The organism is Streptomyces sp. NPDC059477, from assembly GCF_042749375.1.
In the GTDB taxonomy this organism is placed as follows: domain Bacteria; phylum Actinomycetota; class Actinomycetes; order Streptomycetales; family Streptomycetaceae; genus Streptomyces.
Map to the genome: position 1 here is coordinate 1 of NZ_JBHYUG010000110.1, position 22660 is coordinate 22660.

Sequence of the window (22660 nt, forward strand, 5' to 3'; positions counted from 1 at the left end):
CACCCGCGAGCGCCCGTGGTGGCGGGGGCTCGGATTCTCTAACACCCCCCCTCTCCCCCCGGGGGGGGGGGCCTCCCCCCCCCCCGCCCCCCCCCCGCGTGCGGGGGTGGTCCGTCGGCCAACGCCATCGGCACTGGAATGTCGAGGTCGGCCCCGCGCGTGCGGGGGTGGTCCTGTCTATTTAGGGACTTCGGTGAACATGTGCCGGTCGGCCCCGCGCGTGCGGGGGTGGTCCTGGATGGTGAGCTGGCCAAGGCGGAGCTGATCCGTCGGCCCCGCAAGAGCGGGGGTCCCGCCGATGAAAGGCACAACCTGAACCACCACGCCCCCTGCCACGGTCACCACGGCCGGGGCAGGGGGCGTTTCGGCATGTCCGGGGGTGTAGCAAACGCGGTAAGAAAATGACCGGGGTTCCTACACCTGGGCGCTGACCTGTGGAAAGCGTAGAGCTCGGCTAAATGACACGCCCGTTTCTAGGCCCAGGGTCCACGGGGTCAGCGGACGTTCAGTGCACGTCGCGCCGTATTGATCACGTTCTGTGCGTCCGCCCCGTACACCGCCGACTCTCGCAGGGTGTCCCACACCTTGCGGTACGAGACCACGGTCTCGGCGTCGTCGAGCCACAGCTCGGCGTGCCAGTCCTCGGTGATGACGAGACGGTGGTCGAGGATCCAGAACCCGTTGGCGGTGGGGATCTTCAGAGATGCGCTCATGGGGATGACGCCGAGTTCGATGGTGTCCATACCGACGTGCCCCGCGAGCCTGTCCAGCTGCGCGGCGAGCGTGGACGGCGGGCAGACGAGGGCGCGCAACGCGGGCTCCCACACCAGCGCGTGGAACCGCCGCCCGCCCTGGTACAGCCATGACTGCCGCTCCAGCCTGGAGCGGACGGCAGCCTCCGTGTCGCGTGCCGTGCCGTAGAGATCGGCGTACCGCAGGAAGATGTGCCGGGCGTAGTCGGCGGTCTGGAGCATGCCCGGGATCACGGACTCCTCCCACGCATGGATGGTCCGGGCCTGGTCGACGGCTACGTTCCAGGTGTCCTGTACCGGCCGGTGGCCTGAGGCCAGTTGTCGGCGCCACGATCGGATGTGCGACTCGAACCCCTGGAGCCGGGCGTCCAGTTCGCTGTACACGTCCTGGTGCCCGACAGCCTCGGCCCAGGCGCGGAGGTCCTGCTGGGTCGCGGTCTGCCGCCCGCCCTCCAGTTTGTACACCTTGGAGTGCGGCCAGCCGAGCCGCTGGGCAAGCTGAGTGCCGGTGAGGCGGCCCCCGCGAGCAGACAGCCGCAACTCCCTCAGACGGTGACCGAGGGCTTCTCGTGCCTGCTGGTAGTCGGTACTCACCGGCGGAGATCTACTCCTTCGCGGCGAGCTGCGTCGCAAACTGGTCGTAGGGCACCGACGCGTGTACGGCGGCGTTGCGGACCTGGCAGTACCGCAGGACTTCGACGGGCTCCGTGATGATCTCCACATCGTGGAAGCGGTCCTGCTCGTCGAAGCGGAGGACGGCGACACTCCGCGAGTCGAAGAGCCAGAAATCCTCTTCGGGCAGGTGCGCCAGGTCCGCGTCCTCGCGCCAGACATTGCGGGCGTCCTCGCCGGTGGCCGCATTGCAACGGGCATAGCTGAGGAGGAAGCGCTGGCCCTCGGTCGGCGAGGCGTCGACAACCCGCACCCGCCCCACGTACTTCCCGGCCGTGGTCTGCCGCAGGATGTTCTGGCACCAGTCGCTGTCGAGGTCCATAGGTGCTTCGCCGCTCGCGAGGAACTCGGCGTATCCAGCGTCCTCCCGGTCCGAGGCGTAGCCCTGCCGGGTCTCCAGGTGCCATGCCGAGTGCTCGAACGTCTCGAAGAGCCGACCGAACTCGTCAAGGCCGATCAGCTTGGGCACTCGCTTCATCTCCTTCGGGCCGTGATTGACGAGGAGTTCGCGCGGCACGGCCACGGCTACGTCGCCCGGCCCTAGGTGTTGGAGCTGGGCAATGTCGTGCGGGGCGGTGACCGACTGCCCCTGCACGATGATCTCACCGCTGTCGAGATCCTCGTGGACTGCCGGGCAACCGCCGTTCTTGCTGTCGGTGCCGTTGAACCGGATCCGCCGCATGTCGTCCCCCTCTGTGTCGGGTCGTTCACTCAGCATCGCGAGACCCGATGGTCCAGCACCACCTCAACAGGCCCCCTTTGTGAGACCAGACGAGAACAATCGCGCAGCCTTCGAGAAGATTTGAGAACAGCGCCTCGCAGGTGTCAACGCCCCGTCCATACGGTTCTGTTCATGGCCAATCACCAGGCGCCGCACGACACCGACCCCTTCACCGCCGTGGAGTCCCTCCGGGCCGCACTCGATCAGGTCGGCATAGTGCTGCCGTCTCTCGCTGTCACCCGCTGCGCGCCGAGCATCCCGCTGATGAGAGATGGGCGGCGGTCCCTATGAGGCGGTACCCCGCGCCACCCGTGGTCCTCGGTCTGCCCCTGCCGCCCCCGGAGCCTCCCCCCGACTGCCAGCACTGCGCCCGGATGATGCGCGAGCGCGCGCAGGCGACCGCCGAGCGGGACGGCTCCCGGGTGTCGGATCTCAACGTCCTCATCGCCCGGCACCACCTGCCGGCCGCCAGTCTCCGGACCGCGCCGTGACCGGCGCCGGGTGGGAGTGGCACGACAGCGGCAGCGGCCCGGCCACATGCAGACCATGGCGAGCAACATCGAGTTCACCGCCAAACAGACCGCCTACCGCGCCTACATCGACCACTGCGGGAGCTGCCCGGTCTGCGCTGCGGACAGCGAGACCTGCACCACCGCGCAGGATCTGTGGGAGATGTACGCGGCTCGGGCGGAGACCGGCCAGTGACCGCCGCCCGCCCCTCAGTCGGTGAGCGGCGGGCGGTATCCCCTGCGGTCCCGGGCCGGTGCCCCCATACCCGGCCGGGACCGCTCAGCGCACGAGCCCAACCCAACCCAACCGCCGGAATCTGACAGACCCGACGCCCGAAGCCCTCACCACACAGACAGCGGAGCCCTCGCAGCCCGGCGCTGGCGTCGGCCAGCCGAACGAGGACCGCAGCCCCGAACTCCCGTACCCCCGGCGCACAACCCCCGCGGTACGGGACAGCCCCGCCGGCATCCAGCGGCGGGGAGGCAGACGCCAACGCATCCGACGGAATCGGAGGGCACCATGGCAACACCAACCACCGACACCGATCGCTCGCGCGAGACCTACCAGGCCACCCGCGATCCGCGAACCTACGTCAGGCCGGACGTGTGGGACCGCGAGATCACCCTGCTCATGCGCGACCACCCGTTCGACGAGGTGATGGCGGAACGCCTGTTCTCCGCCGCCGTCGCCTACCTCATCACCGCCATGGAGAAGTGGGGCCAGCAGCGGGAGATGTGCTGCGGCCGGATCGTGGACATCGCCGTCCACGTGTTCATCCTCGACACCCGGAACTACCGCGAGTTCTGCGCCGAGCACTTCGGCGGAAGGTTCCTGGAGCACATCCCGGAGATCACCTTCAAGCACGACGGCTCCGTGGAGCGCACCGCGCACCTCATCGCCGACAACGGCTTCCCCGTGGACTGGAAACTGTGGGAGGCCGACTTCGCCAAGTGCGGGCCGTGCAGCCCGGGCTCCAACTGCCACTGATCCGGTAGCCCCGTAGGGGCCGCACCCGCCCGGGACCGCCAGACGGCGACCCCGGGCGGTGTGCTGTTTACGCTCATATGCGAAGTATCTGGGTTTCCCGTTCGCCACTGGAGGCAGGCGAGTAGTTTGACGCCCCTGGAACCCACCGCCTCCGGAGGATCGATGTCCAGCGCCGCCCCCACGACCGCAGCCGAGTACTGGGACAAGTACAAGCCCCACCGCGGGCAGGGCCCCCAGCCCAGACCTGCGGCCATCCGCTTCGACTGGACCGGAACCCCCGGCCACGGACCCGGTGCGGAACTCCTCGGCAGCCCGGCGACAGCACTCGACCTCGGCCCGGCGGAAGGCGAGAACGCGGCCTTCCTCGCCCGCACCGGCGTCGCCGTGACCGCCGTGGACTTCTCCCCGGCGCAGGTGGCCAGGGCCCGCGCGTTCTGGGCCGGCGTCGAAGGGCTGGAGTTCGTGCACGCCGACGCCTGCGCCTTCCTCGACGAGGACCCACGACTGTGGGACACCGTCTACTCGACGTGGGGGGCCGTCTGGTTCACCGACCCTGAGGACCTCCTCCCGCTCGTCGCGCAGCGGCTCGCCCCCGGCGGTGTCTTCGCGTTCTCCCACCGGGAACCGGTAGCCGGCCAGTACGGGGCACAGCCGATGGGCGGCAAGTGGCTCGAAGACCGCGAGACGGAGCTGACGGTGTACCGCTGGCAGTACACCGCCGAGCAGTGGTCGGACATCCTCAAGCGGCACGGATTCACCACCGCCCACACGCGGGTACTCCCCAGCCCCGACCCCGGCGCCCTGGGCACATTGCTCGTGCAGGCGTGGACAGCCTGACCGTCCACGACACCGGCCCCGGTCAGCATCAACCGCCGACCGGGCCGCTCCGTGTCTTGATCATCTTCCCTTCGGGCCAGCAGCGGGCCAGCAATCGACCCCAGCGCCCCCCGAAAACGCCGACGACCCCAGCTCAGATGTCCTCTGACCTGGAGTCGTGTCGTAGGCCCTGTGGGACTCGAACCCACAACCAATGGATTAAAAGTCCTGGTCAAGGCGTGCCGGGTGGTACCGCACGGTACTCCCGCGTCCGGAACCACCAGTTCAAAGCACATCCGCGTCACGGAGCGATCTGCCTGGTGGCGAGCTATGCCACTGCATCCGCTCACGCAGAGAGGACTACTGACCAGTGGGTTCGGTAGCCGCCGGGGCGCACAGCTACCCCTCACACAAGCCGACAGACGACCGCCTCGGCCCTCGATCGGTCAGAAGTGCCGCTGGACCCAGATAACGAGGATGCTGACGGCGCCAGTTCCGACTCCGTGACACGCCCCCCGGAGCATCAGGTCGACAGCGGTCCGACGGCGGCTGATGGCCCAGTCGGAAACTCGCCTGACAAGCCTGGTGGTGGCTTGTAAGCAGAATCGCGGAAAGCAGCTGCGCTGCATGGTCGTCCTCCAAACGATCGCGGCCACTCCTCTTAAAGGGCCTTGTGATAGAGAACGCCCAAGACATCGCTGAGATACGGAAGGCCGTCCGCAGCCAGAATCGCGAACGGCCTTCACGTCATGCAGTGCCCCCGCGCGGCGGGGCCAGAACCCGTGCCAGATGGCACACCCGATCACCAGGCCAGGGCAATCCCCGCCGAATGCAGGGCACAAGAACCTGCTGGACACCGATGAATTCTCACGGAAGACTACGTCGGACATCAGGCCACTGGCGACTTCGCGCCCGCGAACCTAGCACCCCTCCCGGGACTGCCTGACTGTCGCCGGATCCACCGGCCTTCCCTCACGGCACGCCAAGAAGATCATCACAACTCCTGGCCAACTCAACACCGTTCCCGCCCATGCCGCCCTCTCAACTCGGTTCAGTAGGGTGACCGGGAGTCCAGAGTCAGCACCGACAGCGGGCGGGTGATCGACCATCATATTCATCCTGATCGACATTTCAGACCGGATCCCACTGAATGAAAACAGGGCCTCCCGCTGAAAGAAGTGCAGGTCAAGAAGTGTCGGCCCCGCGCAGGCGGGGGTGTTCCGACGACCTTCACCAGCTCCGCATCCGTCGTGGCGTCGGCCCCGCGCAGGCGGGGGTGTTCCCTCTGAATCCGTCCATCGAGGAGTTCCTCGCTGGTCGGCCCCGCGCAGGCGGGGGTGTTCCAGCAGGGCCAGGGCGGTGACGGCGGCTCAGGGGGTCGGCCCCGCGCAGGCGGGGGTGTTCCCGCGCCAGCCTCTACAGCCAGACCCCCACCCTCGTCGGCCCCGCGCAGGCGGGGGTGTTCCTGACCATGCTTTGCGGATGGTGTCGATCAGCGGGTCGGCCCCGCGCAGGCGGGGGTGTTCCGGCACAGGGCCTAGCCGCCCGGGCACGTGCCGCGTCGGCCCCGCGCAGGCGGGGGTGTTCCGTGGACAGGGTCTGCTGGAGACGGTCCTGCGGCGTCGGCCCCGCGCAGGCGGGGGTGTTCCGGGAGCGCCCCGCCCCGCCGGGAAGGCGCCGACGTCGGCCCCGCGCAGGCGGGGGTGTTCCCCCCTGCATCGAGGGACCGTGGGCTGTGGCAGAGTCGGCCCCGCGCAGGCGGGGGTGTTCCATGAGGGCGCGGCCCACCCGGCAGTTCTACTTCGTCGGCCCCGCGCCCGCAGAGGTCGTTCCCCAATCGCGCCCGCTGCCGCGCGGACCCGTGCGGGTCGGCTCCGGCGCCGAGTTCATCAGGCCAGGGCCATCCCCGCAGTACGGGACGCCCAAGGACCTGCTGAGCGCAGGCGGAGTCGCACCGAATGGCCACGCCCGGCATCCAGCCGTCGGCGATTGCCTTCCTCCGCCACCCGAACACCTCGCCGATCAGCGTCGATTGCGCGCCGACAAGATCAAGCCATCGAAGTCGACCGGCCGCCAGCGGTCCCGGCCGGCTGTGCGGATTGCCCAGCCCTGTTCGTTGGAGGCGGGCTCGACCAGGACCGCCTGGCCGTCGCCGATGCGGGTGGCGAGGAGTTCCCAGAGGCGGTCACGGACGCGGCGGCTCGGGTTGCCGACGAAGACTCCGGCGTTGACCTCGACCATCCAGCGGGTGAGATGGCCGCGCAGCCCCTCGGGAGCGGCGATCAGGACGATCACGGTCATGACGTCCCCTCCGGCGGCTCCGATGAGGATGGCTCGTCGAACTCCGGTCCGATGATGGTGATGTGCTGCTCACCCATACCCGCCTCGGCCGCGCGGACGTGGACGTCCCGTTCCGCGGGCGGAGCGGCATCCGGCGGTCCCCCGGACAGGGCATCGGCCGCCCAGTTCACCCCGGCAGGGACCGATCCGCGGCGCTCGTCCCACAGTTCGCTGGTTTCCGGGGTGTCGAAGTCGATGTCCGGTGGGTTCAAGAGGGCTTTCACGTCGTGCACGATGCGGCTAAGGAGCTTGGTCTCGGCGATCTGGTCGCGCAGGCCGATACGGGCGTCCCGCTCGTCGGTGAGGCCCTGGGCGGCGAGGTCGAAAGCGAGCGGGACGGTGTACTCGGCCTTGTAGAGGTCCGCGACATCGAGGACGAAGGAGATCGCCGATCCGGTGTGGACGAAGCCCAGCCCGGGACTGGCGCCGAGCCCGACCACGACCGCATGGCAGATGCCGTAGAGCGCCGCGTTGGCGGCGGACAGCAGACGGTTGAGGTCGTCGCCCGCGGCGAAAGCGTCCCCGGCCTTGTAGACGCGGCCGTCCCACGGAACGCCGGTGCGACGGGAGTGTTCCTGGTAGAGCTTGCGGAAGCGCACCCCCTCGCGGCCCCGCAATTGCTGCATGGTCGCCTTGGACACATCCTCGCCGGGGAAACGCATTCCGTACATGGCACGGGCGACGTTCAGACGTTCCTTGGGCCGGGTGACGAGCCATGCCTGGCGGTGGAGCAGGCCGGCGCCGCGGCTGGGGCCGAGGCCGGCCGCGTACATCCGTACGCCCTGTTCGCCGACCCAGCAGACGGCGGTGCCCGAGTCGGCAAGCAGGCGGATGGCGCCGTGGGTGACGCGGGTGCCGGGGCCGATGAGCAGGACGGCGATCATGGCGGCCGGTACGCGTACGGTCTCGCGTTTGTTGATGACGACGACGGCGTTCTCGTCACGGTCGAGGTGGCTGCGTTCGACGTAGACGCTGGATACACGGTCCACGATGCGGTGCAGGTCGTGCGGGTCGGCCTTCCACCAGGGCTCGGCCATGGCTCGGTCAGTCCTTCCTCGGAGACAGTGGGGTGATCGGAGACAGTGGGGTGAGGGGGGCCAGGGTCAGGAGCCCGCAGCCGTATGCCTTGGAGGGGCCGATGCCCTCCAGGAGGCGAGTGGTGAACGCCGTGGGGTCGGTGACACGCAGCCGCCCTTCGAAGGTGGCGCTGTGGAAGGTGACACGAGGGCCCTTGCCGCCCTTGGTGAAGGAGTGGCGCTGCCGGTCGGTGATCCGGACCTCGCGGAGAGGGGCCAGTTCCGCGTCCGACGGCACCTGCGGGCGCTGCCCGGCGAGACCGGGCGCCGGGGGGTCGGTGCGGGCTGCCGGGATGTCGAATCCCCAGCGTTCGGTGCGGTCGAGGAACCAGCCGAGCTGGGCGGCCGCCGTACGGTGCCCGAGCCGGAAACCTCGTACACGCTTGCTGTCCGCGCGGGCGGACAGGCGGGCCGCCTGAGCGGGGGTCGGGGCGTGCGGGGCCTGGGTGTTCTGGACAGGGCTGGCCGTCAGGCGGAAGGCGAACTCGCGGCCGACGGCGATCTGCCGGAGCACGGGCGCGTAGTCGCGGACCGCGACGTGCTCCCCGTCGGCGTCGGGCCAGCCCGCCTGCTCGACCACATGCGTCCAGTCCGGCCGGGAGCCGGTGAGGACGAAGAGGTGGGGGCGGTGGGGATTGTCGGCGTCCAGTCGCCACAGGACCCGTTCGCTGCCCGCGGCTCCCGGCACCCCGCCCATGACGGCGCCGTGCATGGTTCGGGGGTTGGCGAGCAGCAGACGGCTCCGCGCCCGCAGCGGGTTGATACGGATACGGGAGAGATAGGTCATGGCGATCACCAGCCCAGCAGGGCGAAGGGGTCGTGTCCGGCGTCGGCGTCCGGGCCGGTGGAGCGGTCGTCGTCGGTACCCGTGCCAGGAAAGCCAGGAAAGCCGGGAGAGCCGGGAGAGCCGGGAAGGCCCGGAAAGCCCGTGGGGATGCTCAGCCAGTCGTGCCGTACGCGCCGGCCGGTGAAGGCACGGGAGTGCGGGTGGAAGGAGACGGGCGCGTCGTGAAGGACGTCGTTCCCGGCCGGGTCCTCCACGGTGACCGCACGGTCCAGCCGGGCGGGGTGGAGAGGGCGGCCGAGCCCCCGCTCGCGGCCGCGCTGGGACGCGTACTGTTCCCGGGCCCGTCGGGACGCCTGCCAGGGAACCTCCCGCAGCACTTCCTCGATGTCCCCGTCGCGCACGCCGAGGGAGAGCGGCTGGGTGGGCGGGCAGGAACGGCGGCCCAGGGCCAGCGGGAACGCGGGTGCGCGCAGGGCCCGGTCGAGGGTGCCGAGCAACGGGCGGGGCCCTGCCACCGCGGCGACGAACACCGCGTCCTGGAGGTAGTAGCGGACGGTGACGTGCGTGTTCTTGGCGGGGGAGGTCGGCTTCTGGATGCCCTTCGCGTTCACCCCGGCCTGGGGCAGCGGACGGCCCCGGTAGTCGCTGACGGTGTGGTAGTCGCGCAGCAGCGTGCCGGGCTGGTCGACGCGGATGCCCAGGCGGAGGTGCAGGAAGTCGTCGAGAGGGTCCTCGCGGGCCCGCCCGGAGGCCGCGGCGAGCAGACCGATCACTCCGGACTTGGTGGGTTCGGAGCCGGTCTCCCGCCGGTTGAAGGCGCTGCGGGAGCCCCATGACTGGAGCGGTCCGGCGAGGCGGAGCAGCAGTACCGCCCGCTCCTCGGGCTGCGGGATGTGCGGTGACGTCATCATCGGGCGGCCCGCTTGAGGGTATCGGTCAGATGGGCGCGCAGGCCGTCGAGGAGGCGGGGGAAGGGGAGGGCTTCGCCGAAGGTGTGCTCCAGCAGTTCGGCGGTGTCACCCGTGGCCGGAAAGGTGTGGCACAGAGCGGTGAAGGCGGGGGTGTGGCCCCAGGTGCTGACGGCCTTGGCATGCTCCCGCGCCAGCTGGGCCGCGGAGGCCGCCGCGATTCCCGACGTACTGGCGGCGACCGGCTCCTCGAAGGCGGAGACGAGGTTGACGGGCTGATCGGACCGTACGGTGACGGCGACGAGACTCGGCAGGGTGCGGTGCGCGAAGGAATTCCCGTATCCCGAGGGGATGGAGCGGGCGAAGGAGGTCAGGAACTCCTCGACCGCAGTTACCGCGGCTTCGTCGTCCGTGAGGTTGGCCAGGAGCTGGTGGAGGCCGACGGTCGCGTAGCGGTAGAGCGTCGCGGAGTTGAAGCCGATGGTGCCGATCATCCCGGCGCCGGTCTCCTCGCCCTTCTCCTGTTCGTCGTCCACCGCGGTGAAGTAGTCGAACTCCAGCTCCACCGCGTGCGTGGACAGAGCGTGGGCGACCTGGGTGGCCGCGTCGACATTGAGCGCCGGGATGTCGGCGACCATGCGCCCGAAGAGAGCGACATCCATGGGGTGCCCGGTGCTGAACTTCTCCTGCACGGAGAGCTGTTTGATCTCCGCGGCCAGCTCCTCGTCCTCCAGGGCGGCCAGCTCGGCCGCCCGGTCCTTCACCAGGGCCGCTACGGCGTCCAGCTGGCGGCGGCCGTAGAAGAAGAGGTAGGCGGTCTCGCCCTCCCGCTTCCCGGCGCTGATCTTCAAGGACGCCAGCAGCGCGCTCGCCAGACGGCTCGCCGCCTCGTCGTCCAGACCGGACACGGAGGCGATCCGCCCGGCGAGCGCCCCGCCGATCCGCCGGGTACGGGTGGCGAGATCCTGCTCGGGAAGACGCTCGCTGAAATGGGTCCGGGTGGCGCGCTTCCACGCCTGCGAGGAGACGCGTGAGCGGCGCACCCCGCCGAAGTACGCCTCCTTGGGGTTGCCCTGGTCGTCCCGGTTGAGGTTGGCCGGGGGCACGGTCTGAAGGATGTGGACGTCGATGTAGGTGCGGGGCGATGGCGGTGCCATGAGTCCTCCGGCGGTTCTGCCAATGCCAAGGGCAATGGGTACGGGCACGAGTACGGGGCTGGGCGAACAGGCAGCGCTTGTGAGGGCGGCCAGCCCTCCTGGACCTGCGGGGGGGGCGTTCGGCAGCGCGGTCAGCGCGCCTTCGCGGAGGATTCCTTCTCGGAGGATTCCTTCTCACCCCGGGCGTTCCCCACGTGATAAGCGAGCCCCCAGTCCCGGCGGACGCTCTGCCGGGACTCGGTGTAGTGCCAGCGCTTGATGTCCTGGAGCAGACGGTCGTAGTCGAGCGGGGCCTCCACGGAGCGCAGTTGGGTGACGAGTCCACGCAGCCGGTAGACGAACGCGGTGACCGAGGAGGCATGGACCGCCGAGGCGACGCGGCGGTCCACGGCCTCCTCGCTGAAGCGGTCCCTGAGGTGCAGGGTCCGCAGTGCGGTCCCGATATGGCTGCCGGGACTGTGCATGGGGCGGCTCTGGCTCTGCTGGTGCAGACCGTAGAGCGAGAGGGCGGCGTGTTCGGCCTCCAGCTCGGTGGTCACCTGCCCGTCGACGGGGCTGGTGTAGAAGCGCCAGAGCGCGGGTACGGTGCCGGCCGGTCGCCCGAGACCGGAGCGCAGCGCCGCCAGATCCTCGCCGGGGGGCTGCGGGGACACCCCGTTCGCCCGCTGCTTGCGCCAGGCGCCATCGGCGTCCACGCGTTGCGCCCAGTAGCGGCGGGGGGCGGGGTCACCGGCAGGGGTGGGTTCGTTCCGCGGGGAGTTGGACACGACGGTCCCCTTCCATCAGAAGGCCATCAGGTGTGAGGGGGTGGCGCCCGGAGCGCGAGGGGCCCGGGTCACCGGCCGCTGCCGCGCTGTGCGGCGCGGCGGGTGAGGACCGCGTCCAGACGGTCACGGAAGCTCTTCTCCGCGGTACTCAGCCGGTACATGTAGTCCTTGCCGTCCCTGGCGACCGAGCGGCGGCCGGTGAACAGACCGGGCGCGGCGGTGGAGAAGACCTGCTCGGCCACCTTCCAGGTGGCGCGTCCCGCCTTCTCCTCCCAGGCTTCGAGCCCGCGTTCGGACGCGTCGAAGTCCTCTCCCACCGTGCGCAGACCGGCCAGCAGCCGCCGTACGACGGGGTCGAGGGCGTGCAGCAGGGTGTCGCCGGGCCGCTGCCCCTTGTCCCACGGAATCGGTGGGCTGCCGGCGGCTCGCCGCAGATCCGCGGAGAGGGTGTTGACGGCCGCGGCGAGTGCCTCGGCCTGTTCGACGGCTGCCAGGAGCGTGCCGTAGACGATGCCGTCCGGGTCCAGTGCGGTGACGGGTAGCGGGATCTCGTCGAAGAAGACGTCCTCGATGACGGCGGACTGGTTGCCGTACGCGATGCCGCTCAGCTCGATCTGGAGGGGATACGCCTCCGGCAGCCGGTCCAGCGTCTCGCTGAGGGAGCTGAGCAGGGCACTGGTCCGGAATCCAGTGCGGGTGGCGGTGGCCTCTCGGTCCGTGCCCGTACTCTCGACCGCCAGCAGAGCCTCCAGGCCACGCCAGGCGGCTCGCCCCGGCTGATGCCGACGGGGCCGCTCATTCGTCGGCGCCGCGCCTCTGCCGTTCTTCTCGTCTTTCGTCCTGGCGCCCTTCCGGGCGGGCGATGGGGGGCGGTCCCGGGTGGACGATGGGGGGCGGTCCTTGACCCAGCTCGTATGCGGCTCGTCGGGAGGGGTCACGGTGAGCCGGTCGCCGGCCGCGACGACGACTCGGGTGACCCGGGTCCCGGCCGGAGTCCGATCGGGGATCAGCCGGATACGCCGGGACTGCCAGGTCCACAGATCCAGCAGCCCACGGGCCGGACGCGTCTGCCAGGCGGCGGTGGCACACGACAGAGTCTCCTCGACCCTGCCGTCCTTCGTGCGCCGGAGCCACTGCGGCAGGTCGTCCGACAGCGCCGCCTGCCCGAAGGGGATGTTCAGCAGCAGGGTCTCGAACATCGTGCGCCCCACCGGCATCACCACCCCCAACTGTCCCAGCGGCCCGGTCGGGTTGCCCATCGTCTTACCGGATTTCGCCTCCGGATCCCCTACGACGCCGGTCTTGATGGCGGCGATGTCCCAGCAGTGGGTGTGGATGAGCCAGCGCGCGGCCTGCGCGGGGGTCAGTTCCAGCGGGTCGCCCTCCGTGCGGGAGGAGAACAGCGGCACGTTGTTCCCCGTCGCGGCCGTCGCGACCAGGAGGGCCGATCCCTTTGTCTCTCCCTTGGCCGTGTGCAGTCCGGCAACTTGCCCGAAGGGGTCGACAGGATCGAACAGGTCGAAGAGGTGATGGTAATCGTCCAGATAGGCGACGAGTTTCCGCCGCTGCTCGGGCGTGAAAGCACCGGCCCGAAACATGTCCACCCACTGGGCGGAATTCGCGGGCCGGCCGAGTGCGTGCGTGACGACGGGAAGCAACAACTGACGGAAAATAGCGGGCTTCTGGGTCGGCAACTCGACCACAAGGTCCTGTAACCGATCGGCCTCCAGAAGAAGGCGACGCAGCCCGACTTCCTCCACCACTCCGGAATAAACCGAATTCCGCCCCACGGAACCGTCACCGCCCAGGCCCTTTACGGGTAACCAGGGCTCATCCAGCAAATTAAACAATGGGGTCCCTCCTGCCACCGCCCCCATTTCCGTCATGCTCCGACCCCGGAGGCCCTGTCCGCAGCCTTCTCCTCCACCAGACCCAATTCCTTCTCATAGCGCACCACCCGATCGGCGAGAACAGTCCCGCGCCCCGGGTCGAGAACGAGTGCCGGGCTGTAGCCGAGCCGGGGGTGACCGAGCCATCCGGGCAGGGGGGCAAGCTCCAGAGCCGCTGCCGCCGTGTAGCGCGGGGGAAGCCGTACGGTCCCACCGAGGACGTCCTCCAGCAGGGCGTCCGGTACGTCCCCGTTCACCGTCAGGGCCCGACCCGAAAGCGTCCGGTACGTCTCACCGTCCCGCATCACGACGATGACCTCCGTACTGGCCTCGCCGTCACGGACCACCGCGTCCAGGTCGGTGTCACGACCGGCGCCCGGGACCGCGGAGTAGTGCAGTCCGGACAGGGTCGTACCCTCTCGGTCGCCCCGCCGGGTCAGCAGGCATCCGGACGCGTGGTCGGCTCGCCGCCGCTGCTCCTCCTCCCACCGCAGCCGGGCCGACTCCGCGTCCTCGCGCCATGCCTGCGGCATCCCGTCCGCGCCCTCGCTCCCGCCCTCGCCGTATCCGAGCGCGACCAGTGCGGGAACCTGCCCCGGAACACGCCAGCCGTCGGTGACCGTCGTGGGGGTGAAGAGCAGCGCGGCGGCTCTGAGGAGCAGGTGACGCCCGTAGACGAACTCGGACCCGCCGAGAAACCGCGGCGCGGGACGCTCCAGGGCCGCCGCCTCGCCCGTACCGTCGAACCCGGTGATCACCACCCTCGGTCGGTCCAGCCGGCCGGGACGGGCGGTCTCCGCATGCCGGTGCAGGCGCCCGATCCGCTGAAGCAGCAGGTCGATCGGGGCGAGGTCGGTGATGAGGAGATCCGCGTCGACGTCGAAGGACTGCTCCGCGATCTGAGTGGCCACCACGATCAGTCGCGCCGGTCGGCTCGACGGCCGGTCCTTCTCCTGCGCACCGAGCAGGCCCAGGCATTCGTCCGTGCGATCGGCCCGTGGCCCGACGGCGATACGCCCGTGCAGCAGCAGCACATCGTCACCGAAGCGGGTACGGAGTTCCATGTACAGGGATTGCGCGCGGTCGACGGTGTTCCGGATCACCAGCGCACACCCACCGTCGGCAAGCTCGCGGCCGAGGCAGGCGGCGACCGATGCGTCAGCCGCGGCCCGGGCCGCTTCGCGCTGCTCGTACGGCAGTTGCGGACCCGGAATCGTCTCCGGCAGGAACTCGACGCCGACGACCAGATCGTTGCGCCAGCTCGCACAGTGGCCCACGGCGAAGCGCGAACCGGAGCCATCGGGGGCCCGCCACGCGCTGGTGACCGACGGATAGCCGAGCGGATCGGGCAGTCCCTCGGCGGAGAATTCCTCGCGGGACGCGGCACCGGCGAGATAGGAGTCGATCAGCTCGCGGCGCTGCCGGGGCGGCAGGGTCGCGGACAGCAGCACGACCGGCACACCGGCCTGGCCCAGCCAGCGCAGGCCCTCCTTGAGGAACTGCGACATGTAGACGTCCGCCGCGTGGATCTCGTCGAGGACCACGACCTTGCCGGCCAGCCCCGCCATGCGGAGCATCACATGCTTGGTCCGGGTGGCGGCGAACAGCAACTGGTCGATGGTGCCGACGACGAAGGGACACAGCAGCCCTCGCTTCGCGCCCAGGAACCACTCCGCGGGCCCCCGCGACGAGGACTGGGCCGCCACGCCTCCCAGTGGACCAGCGCCGACCCCGTACAGATCATCGTCCTCGCACTCGCCGTACTCGTCGATTCCTCCGAACCTGTCCTCCGAGGCGGAGGCACCGTCCGGCACCAGCAGTTCCCGCCACTCCTTGTTGAACATCCGCTTGCCGTGCAGCAGGGCGACCTGAGCGGCCAGGTCCTCCCCGATGTGGGAAACCCATGACCTGACCTGGCTGAACATCGGATCGCAGGTGGACTGCGTCGGCATCCCCACGAACACGCCGTCCGCGCCGAACTTCGCCGCCAGGATCTCGGCCGCCAGCAGCGCGGCCTTCGTCTTCCCTTCCCCCATCGGCGCCTCGACCACCAACAGCCCCGGAGCCTCCATCCTCCGCGCCGCGTCCATGACCATCCGCTGCGACGGCCGAGGATCCTGCCCGAACCGCTCACCGAACGCCTCGGGCCCCGGCTCGGCCAGACGCCCCCACCCACCACGCAGGCGAAGCCCCTCCCACGCCGCAGCGGCACGGGCGCGGGCGGGCGGGAGGGTCACCCTTTCCAGCACCTCGACACCGGTGAAGTGCCGCTCGTCGCTGGCGATCCAGTCCGCCATCACGATGAGCCCGCTGAGATGCAGCTGCGCGGCGCGCGAGGGAACCCGGCGGGGCTCGACCTCAGCCAGCTCACGAAAACCCAGCTCCTCCGTGAACCGCCGCACCAACGCCTCCTGCACCTCGGGCCAACGGCCACCACCGGCCAGTTGCCCCCGCGCGCTGCGGGACGGCTGCGTGCCCGCGTAGTCGGGGAACGCACCGTGGTGCCCCGCCACCAGCGGCCATACCCAGGCCACGTGCTCCTCGCTCCAGCCGCCCTTGGGCAGGATCTCCTGGAGCAGATACCCACCGGCCCGGTCATGCCGCCACCTGCACCGAGCGATCGCGGGCTCCGACCAGCCGAGCCCGGCCGCGCGCACCGCTTCCGCGCCTTTCGGCCACATTCGCTGAAACGCGGGAGTGGCCTTCCCACAGTCATGCACCCCACACAGCCAGGCGAACAGCCGACGGCCCTTGCCCGGCCCCCCGGCGATCTCGTCCAGCATTCGTCTGGTGGCGGGCGCAAGGAATCCGTCCCACATACATTCCGCCACGGCTGCCGTGTCCAGAAGATGCGACAACAGCAGATTCATCGACCCGCCGGCCTTTTCCTCGGACTTCCCCCACAGCACACCAAGGAGATCACCGAAATCACCGACCGCGCCAACTCCACGCCTGGACACGCCACCTGCTCTGTTCGGATCAGTAGAGTGACTGGGGAGTCTAGGGTCGGCACTGAGGCAGGAGTGGGGGATTGACCATAGTTGCCTTTTCTCGCCGACTGTTGATCCGTTCTGATCGGGATCTCGGGGCGATCCGACTGAAGGGAAACGGGGTGCCTTGCGGATAGGAGTGGAGGTCGGGAAGGGGTGGCCCCGCGTGTGCGGGGGTGGTCCCTCGGTCCTCGTCGAGCCTCCGGCCGACCCAACGTTGGCCCCGCGTGTGCGGGGGTGGTCCTCCGACCTGACCGGGTGGACACCGACCGGCGCCGTCGGCCCCGCGCGGGCGGGGTGATCCGATCCCGCAGATCATCATCACGGCGTCTTGCTCGTCGGCCCCGCGCGTGCGGGGTCCCATCTGGGCGGTGTAGAAAGCCTGCGCAGTGCCGCAGTCCCCGCGCGGCGGGGTTTGATCGCGTCCCCTGCACGGCCCCGCGTGGGATGTGCCAGGGGCGTCTTCACTTGATCGCTTGGGGGGCGGGGTGGCCGGATTCGAACCGGCGTCCTCGCGATTTTGGAGACCGTGCGCGTCGACCGCTGCGCTACACCCTCCCCGGCCACAAGCATATCTCCAGGGTTCGAGCCTGCTCGGACGACCAGAACCCGCCTTCTACCACGGTCATCACGACCGCGGTAGGGGCGTTCCGTCGTATCCGAAGGTGCGGCAGACCTGTCCGGATGCCGGGCCTGGACGTTGTCAGTCGAGTGCCTCTATGGCCCGCAGGATCAGCGCGCGCTTCCGCCCCGTACACCGCCATTTCCGTGAGTCGCCAAGAACCCCCGGCCCGGGCGGGTCATCCCCAGCCGCAACAACCAGCGAAGGAGACCAGCATGAGCGCACCGCCCAACCCCGGACCCGACCCGGACCCCAAGCCCGGCCCGGTACCCGCCCTCCCGCGCCGGCTCATCAGCGACCGCCAGTTCACCAGCTGCCGGAGCACCGTCCAGGACGGCAACCCGGACATGCCCGAGGAACTGGCCAGCCGCATCGTGGAAGAGGGCCTGAAGTTCGTGGCGGCCTGCGCGAAGAACCCCGGCGTCGGCCTCGCCCCGTCCCGATCGCCGACGAAAGCTGGCGCACGCCCTCATCCTGCACACCACCCTGTACGCCGAACTGTGCGAGGCACTGGGCGGCTTCGTGCACCACCACCCCGGCTACGACCCCACGAACTACGACCCGCCCACCCTGGACCGCACCCGCGAAAAGATCACGGAACTCGGCTGGGAAGCGAACCGCAGCTGTGGGGACCACCGTCCGACGAGACCTTGGCGTCTGTCGCGGCGAACCGCCAGCACGCCCCGGACTGCACCATCGTCATCACCCCGAGGCAGAAGCCCGGCATCCTCTAACCTCCTCCGTGGAGGTAGCAGATGTCCGAGTGGATCGACCCGCGGTACGCGGAGCTGGTCGCCGCGTGGAAGCGCGCACAGCAACCCGGCTCCCTTGACCCGCAGCAGGAACGGCCCGTGCGGGGCTTCATGATCCCGCCCAAGCCGTAGCAGGCAGCACAGAACACCGGCCCTCGGCCGACGCGATCACTGAAGGCCCGAGAACGCCGTCGACCTCAGCTCAGATGTCTTCTGACCTGGGGTCGTGTCGTAGGCCCTGTGGGACTCGAACCCACAACCAAGCGATCAAGAGTCCTGGCCAGAGGATGCCAGGTGGTACCGCACAGTACCCCCGCCTCCGGAACCACCAGGCCAGAGCACGTCCGCGTCGCGGGGCGATCTGTCTGGTGGCAAGCGGTGCCACTTCGTCCGCTCACGCAGAGGACAGCTGTCCGAGGGCAATCCCCGCGATGCGGGGCACAAGAACCTGCTGGACACTGACGAATTCTCTCCGGAAGACCACGTCGGACTTCAGGTCACTGGCGACTTCCCGTCGCGAACCGAACAACTCTCCAGGACTGCCTGACTGTCGCCGGGATCCATCGGCCTTCTCCTTGCCCTTCCCCACGGCCCGCCAAAAAGATCATCACAACTCCTGGCCGACTCAACACCGTTCCCGCGCACGCCGCCCTCTCAACTCGGTTCAGTAAGGTGACCGGGAGTCCAGAGTCAGCACCGACAGCGGGCGGGTGATCGACCATAGTGTTCATCCTGATCGACATTTCAGACCGGATCCCACTGAATGAAAACAGGGCCTCCCGCTGAAAGAAGTGCAGGTCAAGAAGTGTCGGCCCCGCGCAGGCGGGGGTGTTCCGCTGGGCGTCTCCAAGGCCCTCGTCGCCTCGGGGTCGGCCCCGCGCAGGCGGGGGTGTTCCGCAGGGCGTGCACCAGGACGAGGAGACCGGGCAGTCGGCCCCGCGCAGGCGGGGGTGTTCCGAGCCTCGCGTGCCTGTTCCGCCTCCATCTGACGTCGGCCCCGCGCAGGCGGGGGTGTTCCGTGGGCGGGATAGTCGGTGGTGGTGATCCACCCGTCGGCCCCGCGCAGGCGGGGGTGTTCCGAGCGTGCCGTGCGTGAGCAGGAGCGGCTCGACGTCGGCCCCGCGCAGGCGGGGGTGTTCCCGTGACCGGCTACTCCGTGGCCCTGCCCGGCGAGTCGGCCCCGCGCAGGCGGGGGTGTTCCCAGATTCCCGGGCACCTCATGGTGGTGGACCCAGTCGGCCCCGCGCAGGCGGGGGTGTTAAGGGGAGGGCCAGGCAGCCCAGCACGCAGAGGAGCGCTATGCCCCATATGCCCGTAAAGCCGGAATTTGGCAAAGTGGGTAAAATCTCGGCCCTCGGCTAGCCAAATATGCAGGTCGGCTCCTGTGGTCCCCGCACGCGCGGGGGTGGTCCCAGGACCGGCATCACGGCGTGGGCCAGGGCCTTGTGGTCCCCGCACGTGCGGGGGTGGTCCCGCGCGAACGATCGCGGGGTCGCCGAGGTAGGAGTGGTCCCCGCGCGTGCGGGGGTGGTCCCGTGTTGGCGTGGCCGGACTGGAAGGCCGCCGGGTGGTCCCCGCGCTTGCGGGGAGTGGTCCCCACAGGAACAGCAATCAGGTCGCCTCGCTCAGACGAGCGTGCGGCCCGGCATGCAGAAGAAGGAAACGTCTCACGGATGGCCAGCAGGACGCCGCGCATAGAGCACCGCATCCGCTGGAAGCCCGTTGCGCCTTCCCTGAGTGCCTACGGCCCGAAGAGGCGATCGATGGCCTCGAAAAGGGGCCAGGGAGGCGAGGGTGACAGCACGGGAGCCCAGGCTCCACCCCAGGGCCGCCGTGTTGCCAGCCCCCTCGCACAGAAGGAAGGAGCAGCGATGGGTGCCCTCTACGGAGTCAGCCGAGCAGCCGACTCCGGTCGCAGCCTTCCCGCACCCGTCAGTTCTCACACGGCATACAGGAAAGGTCCCGCAACAACTGGAACACCGCGTGCGGGCATGTCAACGTAGACGACTTCCCGAACTCCCCGGTCACCGAAGGCATCAGCCCGTCACCCAGGCTCCTTGGAGGCGCCCCTGCACCCGCACCACCCCCACAGTCCCGTCCCTCCCGACTCCCCGGACCCGGTGTACTGGGTCACCCCACGCCACCTCGCCGGCGACGACAACGCCCTCGCCGAGCACGTCGGCGACACCCTCACCGCCCTCGGCTGGCGCATGTGGCCCACTGCCCGCAACACCCTCCTCCACACCAGCCCCGACGGGCTGCGCGGCGCCGAATGGACCCTCGCCGCCCACCCCTTCGAACTCGGCGGACTGCCCGTCGCCTGGCAACTCAGCGCCCGTACCCACACCAGGTCCGTGATGACGGAGTGGAACGCGTACTTCACCCCGGGCACCCCCACCTACCTCCTCCGCGCCCTGCACGCACACAAAGCGCCCGCCGCCCCCTCCCCCCGGACACGGGAGGCGGTTCTTGCTGCGCTGATCGAGCAGGGCTGGTTCCGCGATCTCGACAGTCCTCATACCACCGCCCCAGACCCTGGCTTCTCCTCCGCCCTCTCCCTGGAAGCCGTACCACCGCCCATCCAGGACGCCGACCCACGCCCCGACCTCACCGGCTGGCAAGCATGGGCACAACCCTTACTCAGCGAGCCGTATCTGTGGTGTGCCGCCTTCAGCCCGAGCGTCCCCCACGACCTGGTCGCCGCCTTCGCCTCCTCACTCGCCTCACCGGTCCCGGTACCCCGCCGCACCCTGCCCGACAGCTCCAGGGACCGGCTCGTCGTCGTCCACCGCACCTGACCGGCGTTCACCGTGACGGAGCGCGTCGTGTGGCGAGCGGAGCGAAGTCGCTGACCGGCAGCGATGCACGAAGGCTCTCTCGGGCTCCAGCCCCAATGCGGCAACGGCCCACCGTGCGACGCGAGACGACGAGGCCCAGGCGCTCCGCCAGGTCCTGCGTGGACGTCTTCGCCCGCGTGAGGAGGAGTTTCACCTGGGCTCTCCCGGATTCGGCGCGGGATACGGTGAAGACCTTCCGCTCCGCCCGCGTCAGGGCGTCCAGGACTCGGCGGCGCGGGACGAGCTGCTCCTGTTCGTCCTCGCTCATCTTTCCAGGTACCGCGGATCGCCTTCGGACAGAATCGGGCGCCCACGCAGGCGGGGCGGAATGCTGCTGACGCCGGGTCGGTCCGGTGGAAGCATGACGACGGCCTCCTCCTAACCGATGCCGGTCCCCGTCCGGATGCTGCTGCCCAGGAACCAAGGGGTAGTCGGCACCTGTGGTCAAGGCTCCAGGTGCCCGACGGCTGGCTGTACGGGGCCGGGCTCCCGACGTTCTGACGCGGACCAATCCGTCGTCGGCTCGGGCTCGGATTACGGGTGGAGATGTCCGGACCACGGAGGACCGTGTGGAAGAAGCCGTTTTTATCGGCAGGAATCCGTCGACCGAGCCCGATCTGGAGGAGTTGGTGGCGCAGGTGGCCCTCGGGGGCGAGGAGTCGTTCGCCGGGGTGTACGACGCCGTGGCCGGGCGGGTGCTGGGGGTGGCGCGGGCGGTGCTGCGTGACCGGGCCCAGTCCGAGGAGGTCGCCCAGGAGGTCCTCGTGGAGGTGTGGCGGACCGCTCCCCGCTACCGCCCCGACCGGGGCACCGCCCTCAACTGGATCCTGACCCTGGCCCACCGGCGCGCGGTGGACCGGGTGCGTTCGGTGGAGGCGGCGGCCGTACGGGACCACAAGGCGGCGCTGCTGGACCGGATGCCGGAGTACGACGAGGTGAGCGAGCAGGTCGAGGCGCGGCTGGAGCGGGAGCAGGTACGGCGCTGTCTGCGCACGCTGACCGAGGTGCAGCGGCAGGCGGTGACGCTGGCGTACTACCGGGGGCTGACGTACCGGCAGGTGGCCGAGGCGCTGAGACTGCCGTTGGGGACGGCCAAGACCCGGCTGCGGGACGGGCTGATCCGGATGCGTGACTGCCTGGGGGTGTCGCTGTGATGGCCGACGGACCGAACCCGCCCATCTGGGGACCGGAACCGCTCACCGACGATCCGCACCGGCTCACCGGCGCCTACGCGCTGGACGCGCTGGACGGGGACGAGCGGGTGGCGTTCGAGCGGCATCTGACCGGATGCGCGCCGTGCGCGCAGGAGAGCGCGGAGTTGTGTGCCACGGCTGCCCGGCTGGGGCTGGCCGCCTCCGCCGTGCCGCGCCCGGAGATGCGCGCGCGGGTGCTGCGCCGGATCACCACCGTCCGGCAGGTGCCGCCTCGCCCGGCGGTGCCGGTCCGCCCGGAGCGGGGGACGAGGCGGGCCCGTGCGTCGGCGCGGTGGGCGCTGGCGGCCTGTCTCGCCGTCGCGACCGCTCTGGGGGGAACGGCCTGGTGGCAGTACGAGCGGGCCCGGGACGCCGAGAACCGGGTACAGGTCGCGGAGCGGGCGGCGGCGGAGGTGGCCGCCGTGCTGTCCGCGCCGGACGCGCGAGTCGTGTCCGGCAGCCTCGGGGGCGACGGGGCGACGGGGCGTGTGGTGGTGTCCCGGTCCCGGGACCGGGCGGTGTTCGTGGCCGCCGGGCTACCGCGTCCGCCCACGGGGAAGACGTATCAGCTGTGGTTCGACGACGGGGGTGTGATGCGGGACGCGGGGCTGCTGGATGCGGGGCGGGCGGATCAGGCGGTCCTGATGGGGGGAGTTGTCGGGCGGGCCTCGGGGATGGGCATCACGGTCGAGCCCGAGGGCGGTTCGGCGCGGCCCACGTCCGTACCGCTGGCGGTGCTGGCGTTCGCCTAGCCGGGGGGATGGAGAGTAGCTCCAGGGGGGGGGGGGGGGGAGGTGTGGGGGGCGCCACGCGCGACGCACAGGTGACCCAGGCAAGAGGACGGGGCGGGGGCCGCAGATGAAGAGGAAGAAAAGATCTCGCAG

Annotated in this window: 19 protein-coding genes, 1 tRNA gene and 2 CRISPR repeat arrays; of the genes, 9 read left to right on the forward strand and 11 right to left on the reverse strand. The window is 70.1% G+C overall.

Features of this window, described 5'->3' with window-relative positions; translation table 11 throughout:
- Window positions 1-494: 494 nt before the first annotated feature.
- Window positions 495-1346, reverse strand: a complete 852-nt coding sequence (locus tag ACFXAZ_RS34515) for a helix-turn-helix domain-containing protein (protein WP_384599346.1) — start codon at window positions 1344-1346, stop codon at window positions 495-497.
- Window positions 1347-1356: 10 nt separating this feature from the next.
- A complete protein-coding gene (locus tag ACFXAZ_RS34520) occupies window positions 1357-2106 on the reverse strand; it encodes a DUF6879 family protein (RefSeq protein WP_384599349.1) in 750 nt (249 codons plus the stop codon).
- 171 nt (window positions 2107-2277) lie between these two features.
- Between ACFXAZ_RS34520 and ACFXAZ_RS34525 the strand changes: the two genes are divergently transcribed.
- The 5 genes from ACFXAZ_RS34525 (at window position 2278) to ACFXAZ_RS34545 (ending at window position 4479) form a co-directional block, all read left to right on the forward strand.
- Window positions 2278-2436 (forward strand): hypothetical protein, encoded by a 159-nt coding sequence (locus ACFXAZ_RS34525; RefSeq protein WP_384599352.1) that lies wholly within the window; start codon window positions 2278-2280, stop codon window positions 2434-2436.
- Window positions 2433-2636: a hypothetical protein gene (locus ACFXAZ_RS34530; protein ID WP_384599355.1), complete on the forward strand. Its 204-nt coding sequence runs from the start codon at window positions 2433-2435 to the stop codon at window positions 2634-2636. The genes ACFXAZ_RS34525 and ACFXAZ_RS34530 overlap by 4 nt, the downstream gene beginning before the upstream one ends.
- Window positions 2637-2691: 55 nt before the next feature.
- Window positions 2692-2850 carry a hypothetical protein gene (locus tag ACFXAZ_RS34535; protein ID WP_384599358.1) on the forward strand — a complete coding sequence of 53 codons (159 nt, stop codon included), beginning with the start codon at window positions 2692-2694 and terminating at the stop codon, window positions 2848-2850.
- 324 nt (window positions 2851-3174) lie between these two features.
- The gene (locus ACFXAZ_RS34540) at window positions 3175-3642 is read left to right on the forward strand and encodes a glycine-rich domain-containing protein (RefSeq protein ID WP_384599361.1); all 468 of its coding nucleotides are present in this window, start codon (window positions 3175-3177) and stop codon (window positions 3640-3642) included.
- Window positions 3643-3804: 162 nt separating this feature from the next.
- Window positions 3805-4479, forward strand: a complete 675-nt coding sequence (locus ACFXAZ_RS34545) for a class I SAM-dependent methyltransferase (protein ID WP_384599364.1) — start codon at window positions 3805-3807, stop codon at window positions 4477-4479.
- A 1173-nt stretch (window positions 4480-5652) separates the two neighbouring features.
- Window positions 5653-6290: a CRISPR direct-repeat array (repeat unit 28 nt; unit sequence GTCGGCCCCGCGCAGGCGGGGGTGTTCC).
- 190 nt (window positions 6291-6480) lie between these two features.
- On the opposite strand, the gene cas2e is transcribed toward ACFXAZ_RS34545, so the two are convergent.
- From cas2e to ACFXAZ_RS34590, 9 genes are all read right to left on the reverse strand, one after another.
- A complete protein-coding gene (gene cas2e / locus ACFXAZ_RS34550; protein WP_384599367.1) occupies window positions 6481-6759 on the reverse strand; it encodes a type I-E CRISPR-associated endoribonuclease Cas2e in 279 nt (92 codons plus the stop codon).
- Window positions 6756-7835 (reverse strand): type I-E CRISPR-associated endonuclease Cas1e, encoded by a 1080-nt coding sequence (cas1e, locus tag ACFXAZ_RS34555; RefSeq protein WP_384599370.1) that lies wholly within the window; start codon window positions 7833-7835, stop codon window positions 6756-6758. The genes cas2e and cas1e overlap by 4 nt, the downstream gene beginning before the upstream one ends.
- A gap of 7 nt (window positions 7836-7842) precedes the next feature.
- The gene (cas6e, locus tag ACFXAZ_RS34560) at window positions 7843-8661 is read right to left on the reverse strand and encodes a type I-E CRISPR-associated protein Cas6/Cse3/CasE (RefSeq protein ID WP_384599373.1); all 819 of its coding nucleotides are present in this window, start codon (window positions 8659-8661) and stop codon (window positions 7843-7845) included.
- A 5-nt stretch (window positions 8662-8666) separates the two neighbouring features.
- Window positions 8667-9572, reverse strand: coding sequence for a type I-E CRISPR-associated protein Cas5/CasD (cas5e, locus tag ACFXAZ_RS34565; protein WP_384599376.1), 906 nt, complete (start codon window positions 9570-9572; stop codon window positions 8667-8669).
- The gene (gene cas7e, locus ACFXAZ_RS34570; protein WP_384599379.1) at window positions 9569-10726 is read right to left on the reverse strand and encodes a type I-E CRISPR-associated protein Cas7/Cse4/CasC; all 1158 of its coding nucleotides are present in this window, start codon (window positions 10724-10726) and stop codon (window positions 9569-9571) included. The genes cas5e and cas7e overlap by 4 nt, the downstream gene beginning before the upstream one ends.
- 131 nt (window positions 10727-10857) lie before the next feature.
- A complete protein-coding gene (casB, locus tag ACFXAZ_RS34575; protein WP_384599382.1) occupies window positions 10858-11493 on the reverse strand; it encodes a type I-E CRISPR-associated protein Cse2/CasB in 636 nt (211 codons plus the stop codon).
- A 68-nt stretch (window positions 11494-11561) separates the two neighbouring features.
- Window positions 11562-13379, reverse strand: coding sequence for a type I-E CRISPR-associated protein Cse1/CasA (gene casA / locus ACFXAZ_RS34580; RefSeq protein ID WP_384599385.1), 1818 nt, complete (start codon window positions 13377-13379; stop codon window positions 11562-11564).
- Window positions 13376-16342, reverse strand: coding sequence for a CRISPR-associated helicase Cas3' (gene cas3 / locus ACFXAZ_RS34585; protein ID WP_384599388.1), 2967 nt, complete (start codon window positions 16340-16342; stop codon window positions 13376-13378). The genes casA and cas3 overlap by 4 nt, the downstream gene beginning before the upstream one ends.
- A 514-nt stretch (window positions 16343-16856) precedes the next feature.
- Window positions 16857-16930, reverse strand: a tRNA-Trp gene (locus ACFXAZ_RS34590).
- Window positions 16931-17749: 819 nt separating this feature from the next.
- Between ACFXAZ_RS34590 and ACFXAZ_RS34595 the strand changes: the two genes are divergently transcribed.
- The 4 genes from ACFXAZ_RS34595 to ACFXAZ_RS34610 all read left to right on the forward strand — a co-directional run bounded on the left by ACFXAZ_RS34595 (window position 17750) and on the right by ACFXAZ_RS34610 (window position 22528).
- A complete protein-coding gene (locus tag ACFXAZ_RS34595) occupies window positions 17750-17878 on the forward strand; it encodes a hypothetical protein (RefSeq protein ID WP_384599391.1) in 129 nt (42 codons plus the stop codon).
- A 675-nt stretch (window positions 17879-18553) separates the two neighbouring features.
- Window positions 18554-19009: direct repeats of the CRISPR family, unit length 28 nt; unit sequence GTCGGCCCCGCGCAGGCGGGGGTGTTCC.
- A gap of 794 nt (window positions 19010-19803) precedes the next feature.
- Window positions 19804-20544, forward strand: coding sequence for a DUF317 domain-containing protein (locus ACFXAZ_RS34600; RefSeq protein WP_384599394.1), 741 nt, complete (start codon window positions 19804-19806; stop codon window positions 20542-20544).
- A gap of 608 nt (window positions 20545-21152) precedes the next feature.
- Window positions 21153-21737 (forward strand): sigma-70 family RNA polymerase sigma factor, encoded by a 585-nt coding sequence (locus ACFXAZ_RS34605; protein ID WP_384599398.1) that lies wholly within the window; start codon window positions 21153-21155, stop codon window positions 21735-21737.
- Window positions 21737-22528 carry an anti-sigma factor domain-containing protein gene (locus tag ACFXAZ_RS34610; protein ID WP_384599399.1) on the forward strand — a complete coding sequence of 264 codons (792 nt, stop codon included), beginning with the start codon at window positions 21737-21739 and terminating at the stop codon, window positions 22526-22528. The genes ACFXAZ_RS34605 and ACFXAZ_RS34610 overlap by 1 nt, the downstream gene beginning before the upstream one ends.
- Window positions 22529-22660 lie beyond the last annotated feature (132 nt).

Bases quoted from the DNA above. Each gene is read 5' to 3' on its own strand.
- ACFXAZ_RS34520 (WP_384599349.1), bottom strand. From the start codon at position 2,106: ATGCGGCGGATCCGGTTCAACGGCACCGACAGCAAGAACGGCGGTTGC.
- ACFXAZ_RS34525 (WP_384599352.1), top strand. From the start codon at position 2,278: ATGGCCAATCACCAGGCGCCGCACGACACCGACCCCTTCACCGCCGTG.
- ACFXAZ_RS34530 (WP_384599355.1), top strand. From the start codon at position 2,433: ATGAGGCGGTACCCCGCGCCACCCGTGGTCCTCGGTCTGCCCCTGCCG.
- ACFXAZ_RS34535 (WP_384599358.1), top strand. From the start codon at position 2,692: ATGGCGAGCAACATCGAGTTCACCGCCAAACAGACCGCCTACCGCGCC.
- ACFXAZ_RS34540 (WP_384599361.1), top strand. From the start codon at position 3,175: ATGGCAACACCAACCACCGACACCGATCGCTCGCGCGAGACCTACCAG.
- ACFXAZ_RS34545 (WP_384599364.1), top strand. From the start codon at position 3,805: ATGTCCAGCGCCGCCCCCACGACCGCAGCCGAGTACTGGGACAAGTAC.
- cas2e (WP_384599367.1), bottom strand. From the start codon at position 6,759: ATGACCGTGATCGTCCTGATCGCCGCTCCCGAGGGGCTGCGCGGCCAT.
- cas1e (WP_384599370.1), bottom strand. From the start codon at position 7,835: ATGGCCGAGCCCTGGTGGAAGGCCGACCCGCACGACCTGCACCGCATC.
- cas6e (WP_384599373.1), bottom strand. From the start codon at position 8,661: ATGACCTATCTCTCCCGTATCCGTATCAACCCGCTGCGGGCGCGGAGC.
- cas5e (WP_384599376.1), bottom strand. From the start codon at position 9,572: ATGATGACGTCACCGCACATCCCGCAGCCCGAGGAGCGGGCGGTACTG.
- cas7e (WP_384599379.1), bottom strand. From the start codon at position 10,726: ATGGCACCGCCATCGCCCCGCACCTACATCGACGTCCACATCCTTCAG.
- casA (WP_384599385.1), bottom strand. From the start codon at position 13,379: ATGACGGAAATGGGGGCGGTGGCAGGAGGGACCCCATTGTTTAATTTG.
- ACFXAZ_RS34595 (WP_384599391.1), top strand. From the start codon at position 17,750: ATGTCCGAGTGGATCGACCCGCGGTACGCGGAGCTGGTCGCCGCGTGG.
- ACFXAZ_RS34610 (WP_384599399.1), top strand. From the start codon at position 21,737: ATGGCCGACGGACCGAACCCGCCCATCTGGGGACCGGAACCGCTCACC.